The 14,727-nt window shown below is 44.2% G+C and carries 8 protein-coding genes and 1 pseudogene; all 9 read right to left on the minus strand.

The window, feature by feature from the left end; all coding sequences use genetic code 11:
* Positions 1–174: 174 nt before the first annotated feature.
* Entirely contained in the window at positions 175–528 is a 354-nt protein-coding gene (locus AYY16_RS09530) for a hypothetical protein (RefSeq protein ID WP_156664985.1), read from the minus strand.
* A gap of 569 nt (positions 529–1,097) precedes the next feature.
* Positions 1,098–3,203, minus strand: a complete 2,106-nt coding sequence (locus AYY16_RS09535) for a peptidase domain-containing ABC transporter (protein WP_067365541.1) — start codon at positions 3,201–3,203, stop codon at positions 1,098–1,100.
* A pseudogene (locus AYY16_RS09540) lies at positions 3,200–4,526 on the minus strand (HlyD family secretion protein). Before AYY16_RS09540 ends, AYY16_RS09535 begins: the two are co-directional and overlap by 4 nt.
* A gap of 147 nt (positions 4,527–4,673) precedes the next feature.
* Entirely contained in the window at positions 4,674–4,946 is a 273-nt protein-coding gene (locus tag AYY16_RS09545) for a hypothetical protein (protein WP_067365544.1), read from the minus strand.
* A 614-nt stretch (positions 4,947–5,560) separates the two neighbouring features.
* Positions 5,561–5,836 (minus strand): hypothetical protein, encoded by a 276-nt coding sequence (locus AYY16_RS09550; RefSeq protein ID WP_067365546.1) that lies wholly within the window; start codon positions 5,834–5,836, stop codon positions 5,561–5,563.
* A 351-nt stretch (positions 5,837–6,187) separates the two neighbouring features.
* Positions 6,188–6,475, minus strand: a complete 288-nt coding sequence (locus tag AYY16_RS09555; RefSeq protein ID WP_067365549.1) for a hypothetical protein — start codon at positions 6,473–6,475, stop codon at positions 6,188–6,190.
* Between the two features lie 710 nt (positions 6,476–7,185).
* Positions 7,186–10,065, minus strand: coding sequence for an Ig-like domain-containing protein (locus AYY16_RS09560; RefSeq protein WP_150384833.1), 2,880 nt, complete (start codon positions 10,063–10,065; stop codon positions 7,186–7,188).
* 181 nt (positions 10,066–10,246) lie between these two features.
* Positions 10,247–12,292 carry an FG-GAP-like repeat-containing protein gene (locus AYY16_RS09565; RefSeq protein ID WP_067365555.1) on the minus strand — a complete coding sequence of 682 codons (2,046 nt, stop codon included), beginning with the start codon at positions 12,290–12,292 and terminating at the stop codon, positions 10,247–10,249.
* Positions 12,293–12,311: 19 nt separating this feature from the next.
* Positions 12,312–14,727 (minus strand): Ig-like domain-containing protein (locus AYY16_RS20440; RefSeq protein ID WP_208020732.1); only part of this gene is annotated, 2,416 nt, incomplete at its 5' end.

The raw sequence follows: 14,727 nt of genomic DNA on the forward strand, positions 1-14,727 counted from the left end.
GTTTTTTTATTATTCTGAACACGATAATTTCACTTAGTTATTTAAATGTAGTGTTATTTTAAATAACATTAATGCAAAAATAACATTACAATACAAAGTCATCATTATGTGATGAATAATTGAGTAAACTCAGCACTCATCACATAACGACGGGTTAATATACCGAAAATAAAATCAGCGACCGCAATAATATTTCGCTGCATTATGAGCATCTGTATTTGGAAAAACCGACACTTTTTCAAGATTATCGATATTGTAATTATCTAGTTTAAGCTTGCGGCTGTAGATAACATTATTATTCATCAGATAGGTCTTAGATAGCTGATAGCCACTGAAGTCGCTACAATCCATCACCCAGGTGTCGACCACCCGGTTAAAATAAATTCCGCTTGGCTTACCCGCTTTCTTAAACTCAACTTTTTTATCACCAATTCCCTGAGTCATAAAAGAAAACTGAATTTTCCGGTCTGAGTTCTCTTTAGGAAAAACTTGTGTAAAAAAAAAGGCTGAATTCATTTTTACTGTCACGGATACCGGAGTCTGTCCACTCAGTATTAAGCAGACTGATCGTATTCAGATTGGCAACCGGGTTTGGTGCAATTTCTGAATTAACCGGTTCCGGTACATTAATCTGCTCCGGTACATCAGCCTGTACAGGTACAGGTTTAAGAAACCTCTCAGCTGAGGCAAAAAAAACTGACTGCCGTTAATGACAATAAAAGCACACTACGTCGCATCACTATACTTACTCTGTTCATAAGCGTTAATATCCATATATTATAACTTCCGTCGTCTGACAGAATAGTGTGAAAAAAATGAAGTTCGTCCGACCTGAAATATCAGAGTGATACTATTAATAAAAGATCAACCTGACCATTGTATTATATAGCTATGTATTTTTCACTCTCTGCAAAGGGAATTAATATCACATTTAACATCACAATGAACAACAATATGGATAAAGTAACGTGTTAATAATTAATAGAACAACAAACACATTATTACTTTATTAAGTATCAGAGAAAACAAACAAGTGTAATAACTTATATTAATTTAATTAAAAAAATTATTAGTTTATATATCAATAATACGTATTACTATTTTATGTTTAAATCGATTACCCGGTCTGCCGACTCAATGGTTGACTCGCGATGAGCAATAATCACGCGGGTTATCGGTAACCGGCGGATAGCCTGGTTAACATAGGATTCACTCTCTTTATCCAGCGCACTCGTAGCTTCATCCATAAACAGAATTCGCGGCTTACGGTACAGGGCGCGGGCGATGAATACCCGCTGTTTTTGCCCGCCGGACAAACCTTCGCCCAGTTCACCTATCAGCGTTTCATAGCCCATCGGCATCTGCGTGATAACATCATGAATAAAGGCCGCCTGCGCACAGGCTATCATCAGTGGCTCATCCGGGTTTTCGGTAAAGCCGCAGATATTTTCACGGATAGAGCCGGAGAACAGTTTGTCATCCTGCATAACGCAGGCGATCATTTTATGATAATTATTCACACCGAGCTGGCGGATATCAATATTATCGAGAAAGACCTTGCCCTCTGTCGGCTCAAACAGCCCGCACAGCACTTTCATCAGTGTTGTTTTCCCTGAACCGGATGCACCGACAATCGCCACACTCTCTCCGGGCTGTATCGCCAGATTAATATTGCGAAAAATCGGCGGGGACTGGCTGTCATAACTGTAAGCCAGATCGTTGGTTTCCAGCCCGGCGGCTTTCATCTGCGGCTCATACGGGATATCCGGCTTTTTATTTTCCGGTTCATTCAGCGCGATATCAGAAATACGCTCGTTGTGCAGGCTCATCATCCGCAGTTGCAACAGGAATTCAATAACAGACGAGGCACGCGCAGAAAATTGTTCCCGGTAAGCACCAAACGCCACAAACATCCCGATAGTCATCGCATTATCAATCACCAGACTGACACCGACCCATAAAATAGCTATCTGGTCACACGCCATAACAAAGGTATTGACCCCGCCGAACAGCATATTCATTTTTGTCAGACGAATTCCGGTATTGATGGAATCCACTTTCAGATTCAGCCAGTGATTACCCCGGCGCTCACTCATTCCCTGGGTTTTCACTGTAGTGATGCCGTAGAGGGACTCCATAAAATACGATCCAGCCCGGGCATTTTTAATCAGGGATTCTTCTGAGAGCCGGCGGTAATAACCATAAGTCACCAGCCGCATAACGATATAAATTCCTGTAAATGCAAGAACAATCCAGGTCAGATATCCGCCGTAGAGGAGCATCATCAGAAACACGCCGATCAGCATAATACCGTCCATGATCGCCCCGACCACACTGGTGGTAAAGGTGGATTGCAGCACATCAAGAGACGCAAACCGGGAATGAATGTCCCCGAGCTTTCTTCGCTCAAAATAACTCAGCGGCAGACGCAACAGGTGGGTGAACAGCCCGGATTGCCACTGGACATTAATAACCGTCCCCATCACCAGTGTCGACCACGCCCGGCACATACTGACGGCGGCGCGCAGCAGAATAAAGAAAATAAGTCCGGTACAAATAAGAGAGAGCAGCCCTTTTTCCCCCGCCGGTATCGCGTGATCCATCACCAGTTGCGTTCCCGCCGGCATAATCAGCCCGATAGCTTCAATCACCACCGAAAACGCAAAGATTTTCAGCAGGGCTTTTTTCAGCCCGTGAATGTTACCGACAAGCTTGCGCAGACTCAGTTTATTGACCACTTCCTGCCTGGTAAAGGTACTGCCGGGCCAGGCCTCCAGCGCAACCCCGGTGAAATTGCGGGACATCTCCTCCCTCCCCGCAATGCGGCGGCCGTATGCAGGGTCGTGCAGGATAAAACGATTTCCTTTTATTTTTACCAGCACCAGAAAGTGGTTGAAATCCCAGTGTAAAATACAAGGCAGACGCAGATTAGCCAGGTCATCCATATCCAGTGACAACGCACGGGTCGTCATACCCAGCTCTGAGGCAATACCGGTCAGTCCGGCCAGTGTTGCACCACGGGCTGACAAATTAAACTGCCGGCGCAGAGAGATAAGGTCGATACTTTTACCGTAATGCGCACAAATCATTGCCAGACTGGCAAGCCCGCATTCAGAGGACTCAGTCTGGTGGATAACCGGAACACGGCTGAGGAGCGTAATATCAAGCTTTTCAATGATACTTTTGATGGATAAACGGCTCATACGGCTCCCCTGTCAGCTGACAAACCGGGAGAAATAACAGTGTCTTCTGAGGGTGTCACCGGCTCAGAGGCACTTTGTTTCATGTTATAAAAAGGCGACACCATCCACTGATAAATTTTCCGTTTTTCCAGAAAAAATGTCGTTTGTACTTTCATTCCGTTTTGCAGGCTCAGTTCACGCCCGTCATAAGTGATCCGTTCCTTTTCCGGATGCACGATGACTTTGTAATAAGGAACTGACTGAACCTGATAATCTTTCGGCGCCCCCGCATACGTCATCATTTCCTGCGGGGAAGCGGGTGCCGTGGAAATAACGTGGATCACCGCAGCAAACAGCCCGAATTTTTCAGCCGGAAACGCGTCATAGCGGATATTGACGGCATCACCGACTCTCAGCCAGGGCAGAGCATCATCCGGAACCCAGAGCACCAGCCGGTACCGGCTGGCATCTTCCGGTAAAATCTGCAGCAATGTGTCACCGGGATTGACCATCTGACCAACCGTCACGCCCAGAGAATCCACCCGTCCGTCCGTCAGTGCCCGCACAACAATTTCGCTGCCGGCATCATTATTTACCTGCTCTTTTTGTAACTCAAACCGCTGTAATTCCATCTGATAAATCCGGTTATCAAATTCGGCGGCCTGACTGAATATCTGCCCTTCCAGAGCGGTAATCTGCAGGGCATTTTGTTCATTTTGTCCGCCCAGTCCCAGCAAACTGTTTTGTTGTGAGTAATAAAGTGCAACCTGATTAAGCCACTGGTCTTTATTTATCAGCCCTTTTTCCCGGTAGCCGCGATAATTATCCATATTCTGTTTCATAATACGGATCCCTTCTTCGGCCCGATTAATAATACCGACAGAACGGGCATGGGCATCAATATAGAGATTTTTTTGTTTCTCCAGTGCGGCCAGTGTGGTCTGTTTATTTTCGTCAAGGCGGGCTATCATGTCTGTGATACGTTGTAACTGATTTTGTATTTCACGCCGCTGGTTGTCACTCACCACGCCGCTGGTTGTCGCTCTGTTAATATCAATAATATAAATGGGATCATTTTTTTTTAACAGACTGTCCTTCGCGGACATATTGCTGCGTAATAAATCCCTGTACACCTGCATAAACGGTGACGGCGCGCGGGTAAGTGGAAACCTCGCCGATGGCATTCACCTGGCGGGTGTAAGAGCCTGAAATAATGAAGGTCAGAAAAGAGAGCAAGAATACCGCACAGAGAACAGTAATTATCCAAAGCGGAATACCGGGTAATAACAGGGCTTTTCCCTGCCATTTCATTTTTCTGTTATTAAGTGCTTCCTGCCGGAACAATATCGGCCTCTGCCTGTCGGCATCAGGTTATTCAGATATTTAGTATTAGCAGAAAAAATAAAAAAATGGGATCTCATAAAATAATGAGACCCCATAATTTATGATATTGACCAGAACAGAGTCAATACAATTAATCAGTAGTATAGATTAACCAAGCAGCTTTTTAAATAAGCCACCAACACCAGGAAGTGCAGTTAAGCGGGATTCAATTTTATCCCCGATGCTTCCGCCGATTTGTGAACCCAGATCTTTACCTAAGCCCGCATATTTTTCTGCGATATTAATCGTTCCCAGAACTGGTAATTTTGTGAATGCCTGAAATGCAGCATCACCCGCTTTACTGCCAAAACCAACTAAAGCATCTTTAATAAAACCAGCACCAGATGCATTTTCAACTTCCTGAAGATTTAATTCTCTCATTTTCAAATATCCCTTTTATTGTTAGTTAAGTGGCATCATTCATATCTGAGCCTGTACTTATTTTAAATGAAACTATAACTAATAATGAATAGAGGAAAATACGTAACGAAGAAATACACAGAGTTATCTTATTTTTATCCACCATGCATCCATATCGTTTTTTTATGATAATACATTCTTTATTTATCATGAAGATAGAGATGTAAAATATATTTCACATTGTTTCAGGATGTATATTTAAGCCTAAGAAACAATAACTACGTATTGATGGGTAATACTTAATTTATTGTAAAGATTTCACTCCTTTCGTCATAAATAAAATGTCTGTTCACAATATAACCAGAACCAATGACAATGCAGGAATTAAAATGTGAATAGATAAAAACAAATGTATAATGTTCAAACCAAATGGCCGGTTCAATTAAATAAAAAACATAACTAATAAATTATTCTTAACGATTTAATGCAGCCTGATTTATAGTATAAACCTACATAATACAGACTATTCTTATGCAAATAAGGTTATAATAAAAAATCCTCCGGGGTAATAACCACAGAGGATTTTATTATGATCATTATTCTGACATTGCAATATTATTTAATTACATCATTGCCTATTTACAAATACCACCGAGGTCGACAAAACTGCCTAATTTATCTTCAATCACACCACCAATCATTGAACCAACACGCCCTCCCACTTCTTTACCCAGCCCCGGATAGGCATCAGCAAGACTGACGGTACCGACAAGAGGCAGATCAACCGTCAGATAAGGACCGAGAAGCTCATATCCCCAGCCACCAATCTTTTTACCAAGCTCGGTAATCGTATCCTGAACACAACCTGCACCGGAAACCTGTGTAATTTCAGCGTAATTTAGTTCTTTCATGATTATTCCCTTTTATTAAAAATAAAATATGACTTAAATAATATAATGGTTATAAATATAGATATTATCACCGAGAATACTTTCCCAATAGAAACTAAATATCTAGTTTATAAAACATTAATTACTCGTTAAATATATTACTGATTATTTTTATACTTAGGTAAATCAATATAAATTATATAGGCATCTATAAATATAAAGGCTACAGTGTAATTATCAGGATGAGAATGAATAAAGAAATCATACGATATTATATAATGCCATAAATAAAAATAGGAGTTCATTTAATAATGAGCTCCCTTAAACTATATTATTGAACTAAAGATCAATGATTTTATGGCACTGAATAAATTAACCGAAAATGCCTTTAAATAACCCACCAATGATAGGAAGTCCACTTAAATTAGTTTCAATTTTGTTACCAATACTTCCACCGATCTGAGAACCTACATCTTTACCTAATCCGGGAAATTTGGTAGCAATGTTAATTGAACCTAAAATAGGAACATTAACATTCATGTGTTCACCAAATTGTTTAAATGCAAAATCACCAATTTTCCCGCCAAGGTTACTGAATCCATCCTTGATAAAACCAGCACCAGAAATAGTTTCAATTTCATTAACACTTAATTCTTTCATGTATAAACATCCCTTTTATTTATTGTTTAATAATTACACGGTACGATCCGGACTGCTCTGGGGTTATTTTAAATGAATTATCTAACATTAATAATAGGTAAAAAAAACGTAATCCAAACATCAGCATATCAACCATCCTATTGCAGACAATTAATCAAGCAACACCGATGACATTAAAAACCCTTACCTATCAACATGGTAAAGTTAAAATTATTTTCTTTTTATTTTAACAATAAATAAGCTCGTGAATTTATAATTATCATAACGGGTGGTTATTTTACTTACACAGTGAAGTTTTTGTAATTAATTAAGGGAGTGACCCGTTATTTTAATATCTTGTTATGAACATTTACTAATAATATTAATTTATGATGCCCAGCAATAATCAATACCTTTGATGAATAAGAAAATACTGCTGATATCATTAATAAAGAAAAAACCATTAAATATACTTAACCACGATAGACATTGCTACTTAGCTGTAAATAACAAGAAAACAAGATGATTCTTATGCCTGAATTACAGGTTACGCCGGGATTAATCATGTTTACTGATATTCAGATAACCAACAACACCACCGACATATACCCTTATTCATTCAAACTACAGGTTCGTTGACGGTGCTCAACCAGCAGGGTCACATAGTTTATAACTTACAATTAATATGATTGCATGACAATTCATGCAATCATATTGAATATCAGGCAGGATTAATAAAGCTGAAGTTGCTGAATATCGGTAATATCAACAGAGAGCGGCATTGCCTCCGTATACAGAGCATAAGATAACACCCCATTATCATGGCTGATGTCTGTTTCCTGCTGATGTTCTTTCTGTTGCTCATCAGAAAAAGAAGCCAATAGTGTATTGATATCGTTACCCTGAATTCCTGCATTAAGTAATTCCGGAACAGACAATAACTGAATATCCTCAGTCATATCACTCTGCCCGTTCGTTTCCGGATGCTGTTTATCTGACATCAGCAGTACTTTACCAATGAGCCCTTCGGCTGACGACAATGACTGAAAGTCATGCACAGTACTGTCATCCGCCAGTGCCGCGGCCTTACCGGAGATAGTGATATCGTCACTGTTACCTGCGATTTTACTGGTATTACCGGCAGCATCAGTCTGGCGGACCTGAATAGTACCGCGCTCATAATCACCATGGGTCAGCGTAAAGTTATCACCCTGACCTTTCAGCCAACTCTTGCCGCCATCAACTGAGTATTCCCAGCCTGCTTCTTTTTCCAGTCCGGTAAGAATGATTTTCCCGCCGTTAAGCGTCTGTCCCGGAGCAGATGGTGCAACGGTATCAATAATAACTTTATCGAATTTACTCACCTGGCTGGCATTTCCGTTATCATCAAAATAACGCACCTGAACCTGATGGGGATCATAAGTCCCGTCTTTAAGCGTAAATGCGGTTTGTGAGCCTTTACTCCAGGTTTTTCCGCCATCTGCAGAGTACTCCCAGCGCTTCGCATCCGTCATTTCTTTCACAATAATTTTGCCGTTGGCTGTAATATTATCGTGATCAGAAATCCCGGTATCGGCTTCCAGCGATAAAACTGCACCTTTTGATGGCGTATGCCCACCGGTGACCGTCATTTTCGCGCCTTCATTTCCCTGCTTGTCTGTGCTGCTGAGTGTCCCGGTTTCTCCGGATTTAAACGGATTAGGCTCTGCAACCCAGGTACCGTCCGCTTTTACCTCAACTTTTTGCAGCAGATTGCCTTTTTTATCTTTAATCAAAATATAGCTGTCAGCATCCCCTGTTCCGGATAGCTTGAGTGCGCTGTTTTCCTTAATCTCAGGAGAGGTCGGCGGTAATTTGACACCACTTTCAACCGCAATATCACCCGTCACATTTCCGGCAAGATCCTTGCCGAGCATGGTGCCTTTGCTGTTTTCAGAGAACGGATTAGGCTCAATTTTCCAGTTTCCGTCTTCATCAACGCGGGCTTTTCCGATGATCTTTTTATTATCATCTTTAAAAATGATCCCGGTTCCCGGTTCCCCGGTGCCTGACAGGTGTGTACTGTTGTTTTCCGTAATGACCGGATTTTTCGGTGGTGTATGGTCGCCACTGTCAAATTCAGTGCTTTTACTGTTCGCAGAGCCGTCTTCCGACGCGGTTATTGTGCCTTTCTGACCATCACCCAGCGGGTTTTTATCAAATTTCCATTCGCCTTTTTCATTGGTTTTGGTTGTACCTATGACTTCGCCCTGCGCATCTTTCAGGGTGATCGTACTGCCGGGCGTGGCTTTTCCGCTCAGTCCTTTGCTGTTATTGGTATCAATAACCGGTGAGGGTAATGCCGCATCGCCCTGCCCGGTGAGTGTCTGTTTTGCACTTTCCCGCCCGGCACCATTGATAACATGAATGGTTCCGCTCTCTCCCTTTGCAAACGGGTTAGAGGCAAAATGCCATTTACCGGTTGCATCCGACATAGTCGAGGCAATGAGCTTGCCATTAGCATCCATAATAATAATTTTACTGTTTTCAGGTCCGATACCACTGAGTGACTCACCGTTTTCCTGCACTGATGGCCCGAGTGGCAAGGCATTATCACCGACACGAATGCTGACTGGTGCACTGTCATTCCCGGCAGGATCCCGCGCAATCACGTCGACCAATGCCCCGTCCGGTAACGGGTCTTTAATAAACCAGGTGCCATCCGGTTTGACTGTTGCATTTATTGCCACCGGTTTTCCGGCATAATTAACAATAACACGGACGCTGCAACCTTTCTCGACCGTCCCCGTCATCGTGAATTCATCATTCTGAGTGATAACCGGAACATCCGGCAGGCTCTGTTTGCCGCCGGTAATATCCTGATGAGCGCTCTCTGTGCCGTTTTCACCTTTGGCATAAATTTTACCGGCTTCCCCTTCTTTTAAAGGGTTTGCGCCGTTAATTGCCCAGTTTCCGTCTTTATCAACTTTGGTTGTGGCAACCTGTTTACCGCGACTGTCCAGCACGATGACGGTACTGCCCGCAGTCCCGGTTCCGGTCAGTCCGCGCCCGTTGTTGTAATCCACTTTCGGGGCATCCGGTGCTTTACCGGAGTTATCATCACCGCCGGATTTTCCGGAACTGCCGCCGCTGTTATGTGCCAGCGCGATACCACCGCCTATCCCCAAAGCACCGAGTAACAGCCAGCCGGCATCCACTTCCGGTATACCCGATTCCCAGCTGAAGTTATCACCGGCAACTTCGGCCTGGGTCAGCGTAACCGTCGAGCTGCTGCTGAGAGTATCAGCAGACAGGCCGGATTCGGCCTGATAAATAACCGCGCCACCGTTTGTGGTTTCGGCCAGGATATCCCCTTTATAAAGGTAATAATCCTTAATAATAATGTCCGGCTCATCTTTATCCGGATCTGTATAAATCCAGAGATCGCTGCCCGCGCGGCTGACATTAATTGAATCCGGCAACTGACCGGTTCCTTCATCCGTTAAGAGGTAATCAGTATCTGCCTGCGCCTGAATGACCAGAGTTGCGGCTTGTGCTTTACGTCCGCCCAGACCCGGTACGACAGAGTCATTTATCTGCACCAGGGGTTTATCCCCTGTTCCGATATTCATGACTGATTTCGAAATATTAGTGGCCAGGGTTGTTTTGTGGGTCGTTTTGTTTACTAATCCGACTGAAATGCTCAAGTCTCACCTCTGAAAATACTGACGTTTTCCGCGTTAGCCGCCAAAAATGTTAAATACGAAAAAGAGCCGGGGGTTATCCCCCGGCTCCGATCACTCATAATATCTGTCAGAATACGATCTGGTGGTTAGCCAGCAGCATTGCCAGGTCAACCTTATCCGCATCGACATTATCAAAATGAAGATCCGCAATTTTCACTGAATTATATTCCCCGCCTTTACCATCACGGTCTAAAAGCAGTGAACCATTTTCCAGTTTCAGGTAATCCGTGATAGTGGCATCTGTTATCACCGCTTTACCATTAACGTATTTCGCAACGTTATCAAACGAGCCGCCTTTATAACCGACAAGCAGGTCACCGATGTTCACAATATCTGCGTTGGCGGTCGCTTCTACCGTACCTACCCAGAATTTATTGATCTGATCCACACCATGACCGCCTGTATCATTATCAGCTAACAGACGATACATAATCGTATCCTGTCCGCCGGCCCCCAGATGGAAGGTGTTATTGCCCGCGCCGCCGTCAAAGAAGTTATCAGATGAGTTAGAGTAGAATGTGTCATCCCCTTCACCACCACGAACGCCTTCAATATTGGAGAATTTCTGGTTACCGTAACCGGTATTCTGATAATCCGTTTCGCGCAGATCGACGGTGATATTTGTTTTTCCGGCCAGTTTGAAGTCAACGATATCAATACCGCCTTTATCACTCCACTGACGCGCACCATTCACCAGATAACTACCACCACCGCCTTCATAGGCATTTTCACCCAGAGTTGCGAAGAACGTATCGTTATAGCCGGTACCGACCACACCGTTACCGATGTTGGCATTACTTGCTGAATTACCTGATTCAGCCGTCAGAACATAGGAATCCCAGTTCTTACCGGTGGTCAGCCCGCCCCAACTGGCATTGACGTTGGCGATGGAGAAATCACCGACATGACTTTCAGCTCCGATATTCTGCTGGACACCATTCACGTTACGCAACAGAACCGCATTATAAGTTTCATCGGCTTTAAGTCCGTAGAAACTAAGTAAACCGGTACTGTTACTGGTCTGGTTACCCGCCTGGTGGTTAATCACCTGTGTGGCGACCAGATTACCGTTGGAGTCATACAGTTTCACTGTATTACCAAAGAAGGCATTAATCCCCTCGTGATCGAGGATCTTAATGTGCATTGCCGTGCCTTCTTTCAGCTTGTTTGTGTTCTTAATGAACGTTGCACCTTCTGTTCCGGTAAATACCAGCAGATCCTGGCGACCGTCCCAGTCAATATCAATATTGAGCAGACCGGTATAACCATTACCTTTTGAAGATGCGCCTGAACCGGCATCAGACGACTGAAGAACAGTTTTATCAAACAGAGTGGTTTGCCCTGTTGATTTATTCAGATGTAAAGCAACTTCCTGCGTTGGTTTGATTGGACGTCCGTTACCGGCAAGACGGGGGATAGTGACCACATCCGTTTTGCCATCCATATTCCAGTCAACACTCAGTGCTCCGCCCACATCTCCCTGATCTTTAAAGTTAAAGGCACCTTTAGCCTGTCCGAGACTCCCGATAGCCGTATCCTGCGCCAGATTCCCTTTACCGTCATTGAACAGGATTACACTGTTCATATTGAGTTTGCCTTCCTCAACACCCGCAGAACCAACAAACATATCAAGCCAGCCATCACCGTTAAAGTCAGCCCACACCATGGACTGTCCGTTAAATGAACTGCTGTTTAATTCTCCGACAACACCTGTTTTACCGGTATTAGGATCATCAATACCCGTCAGGATTTGTTTGACACTAAAGCCGCCGTCACCTTTGTTGGAAAGAACAACCAAACGTCCGTTTTGCTTGGATTTAACTGACGGATCGTCCGTTAAATATGTTGGCGTCGCCTTATCTTCACCGCCATGAACCAAATCAACACAGCCATCATTATTAAGATCTACGCTGGATACCACTTTATCCGGTGTTGACTGACCTGACTGACCATATTTAATAAAGTTAGGATCATTTTTAACACCGTTTTCTGTACCGGAAACATACGCAGCATCTTTCTGGAACTGACCATTATTGTTCCAGATCAACTGTGTATTATATCCACCCCCTGCATTTGCATCATCAGGAGTTCTGTCTCCATACAAAATGTCCACATAACCATCACCGGTTTTGTCATAGAGCGCAGTCCCCCCCCCACCAGGAAAATACGTTTGCTGATGTTGAACCTGAACCACTGTACTTAGGATCTACACCATCACGTTTTGAGCTATCCCCCATAGTCGTAGCATAGTACTCACTATTGACTGCATTATTCTCAGTGCTGGAAATATTGTATTGGCCCGGCATATATCTGAATATCTGCTGACCATCCGAATACTCAGAGTCCAGACCGACAATATCCATATAACCGTCACGGTCAAAATCCACAAAGGACATCGAACCGTATACCCCTTTCTTACCATTGGAATTCAGAGTATTCGTTTTAAACGACGAGGTATTGGTGATATCTGTACCATTTTGATCCAACACGTTCATATTGGAGAAGATACGCCATGCACCATTTTCGCCGATAGTCATGCCCGTTGCTTTATTCGCCGCATCATTACTTGGCGGAATAGTCGGTGCCTCCGGCTCTTTCGCGATATGAATTTCGTTCAGTGTTTTATCCTGAACCACAATACTGTTATCGCTATTCAGCAGTTTGGCGACGACATCATAACTTTTGTTTACACTTAACCCCGAATTTACCGGTAATTTGACATACCAGGTATTATTCAGAGGATCCACAACCACGGCACCGTCAAGTGATGAATAGGTTTTACCGTTAATGGTAACTTCCAGATGCTCATCATCATAGATTTGGAAGCCGACAGACCCGGAAATAATCGGATGGGTATCCAGTGTATTGACTTCATTGACTTTAATCTCAAGGTCAACATTCAGAGTGAAGTCATCAGAATGCTTACCCAGACCCGCGCCGTTAGTGACAACCGCTTCAAATTTAGGTGATGAGCCGTTTACCAGGCGGTGTGCTTCCGGTACAAAGAAGGACCAGTTTTTATCTGCATCCATTGTCGCCGTACCCATCAGCACTTCTTTACCGCTGCCGACCGCTCCTTTTGTGGTGTCATAAACCAGAACGGATTCACGTTCTTTCAGTTCCTTCGATACTTTACCAAACAGCTCAGGGTTACGGTCATCGGTAGTAGTTCCGTTACCGAATGGTCCCTGTTCATTACCAACATGGTCGTTATATCCGGCAATAGTGGCCAGTGCTTCAGGAATAGAAGTATCCAGATTAATATCATATTCATCAGATACTCCCGGTACACCCGCCAGCGTTTCAACAACCGCTTTCCAGTTATAATGACCATCATTAGTCAGCAAGCCGGTATACTGCCAGGTCAGATCATTATTGACCGTCATAGTGCCGACTTTGACATCATTCAGGTAAAGTACCAGAACCTGATTCGCTTTCAGTGCTGCACTGACAGTACCGTGCAGTTCAGGGGTTGTATCATTGGTATAACCCCCTTTGGCAATATTCCCCTCGAACGGTTTTACATCATCAAGTACTGAGATGATTTTGACTGTCTGATCCGGTACGGTGGTATCAACGTTAATAACGTATTTACCGGACTCCGCTCCTGTATTACCCGCCTTATCAACAACCAGAGCGATATAGCTGTACTTACCGTCGTTAGTCAGCGCATCAGTAAATGTCCAGGTGGTTCCGATAACTTTTGCATAATCAAGGAATACGCCGTCACGGAACACAGCAACCATTTCGGTATTACTCAGCGCCTGGCTGACAGTACCGTTCAGAGTTGGTGTTTTATCATCGGTATAACCGTTGTTATCGACTTTACCGGTTAGCGGTTTCACATCATCCATCACCTCAGTGATAGTCACTGTTTGTGTTGGTGATGTGGTGTCCATGGTAATGGTGTATTTATCCGATACCTTGCCGAGGTTGCCCGCCGCATCTTCCGCATAGGCGGTGTAGACGTAGGTGGTACCGTCTGTCAGCCCGTTATCGGTATAGCTCCAGCTCAGTCCGTCTTTCGCTACGGTCGCGGTACCGACTTTGCTGTCGCCACGGTAGATGGACACCGTTTCACCCGCACCCAACTTGCTGTTCAGGGTACCGTGCAGCGTCGGGGTATCATCATTGGTGAAGCCGCCGTTTTTCACGCTGCCGGTCTGCGGATCTTTATCATCAATAATATCGGTGATAGTGACCAGCTGACCCGGTGGCGTGGTGTCCATGGTAATGGTGTAGTTATCGGATACCTTACCGAGATTGCCCGCCGCATCTTCCGCGTAGGCGGTGTAGATGTAGGTGGTACCGTCTGTCAGCCCGTTATCGGTATAACTCCAGCTCAGTCCGTCTTCCGCCACCGTCGCGGTACCGGCTTTGCTGTCACCACGGTAGATTGACACCGTTTCACCCGCACCCAGCTTGCTGTTCAGGGTACCGTGCAGCGTCGGGGTATCATCATTGGTGAAGCCGCCGTTTTTCACGCTGCCGGTCTGCGGATCTTTATCATCAATAATATCGGTGATAGTGACCAGCTGACCCGGTGGC

This window comes from Morganella psychrotolerans (genome assembly GCF_001676155.1).
In the GTDB taxonomy this organism is placed as follows: Bacteria; Pseudomonadota; Gammaproteobacteria; order Enterobacterales; family Enterobacteriaceae; genus Morganella; species Morganella psychrotolerans.

Excerpts from the sequence above, each read along its gene's own strand:
- AYY16_RS09560 (WP_150384833.1), bottom strand. The coding sequence starts at position 10,065 with ATGAATATCGGAACAGGGGATAAACCCCTGGTGCAGATAAATGACTCT.
- AYY16_RS09555 (WP_067365549.1), bottom strand. The coding sequence starts at position 6,475 with ATGAAAGAATTAAGTGTTAATGAAATTGAAACTATTTCTGGTGCTGGT.
- AYY16_RS09545 (WP_067365544.1), bottom strand. The coding sequence starts at position 4,946 with ATGAGAGAATTAAATCTTCAGGAAGTTGAAAATGCATCTGGTGCTGGT.
- AYY16_RS09535 (WP_067365541.1), bottom strand. The coding sequence starts at position 3,203 with ATGAGCCGTTTATCCATCAAAAGTATCATTGAAAAGCTTGATATTACG.
- AYY16_RS09550 (WP_067365546.1), bottom strand. The coding sequence starts at position 5,836 with ATGAAAGAACTAAATTACGCTGAAATTACACAGGTTTCCGGTGCAGGT.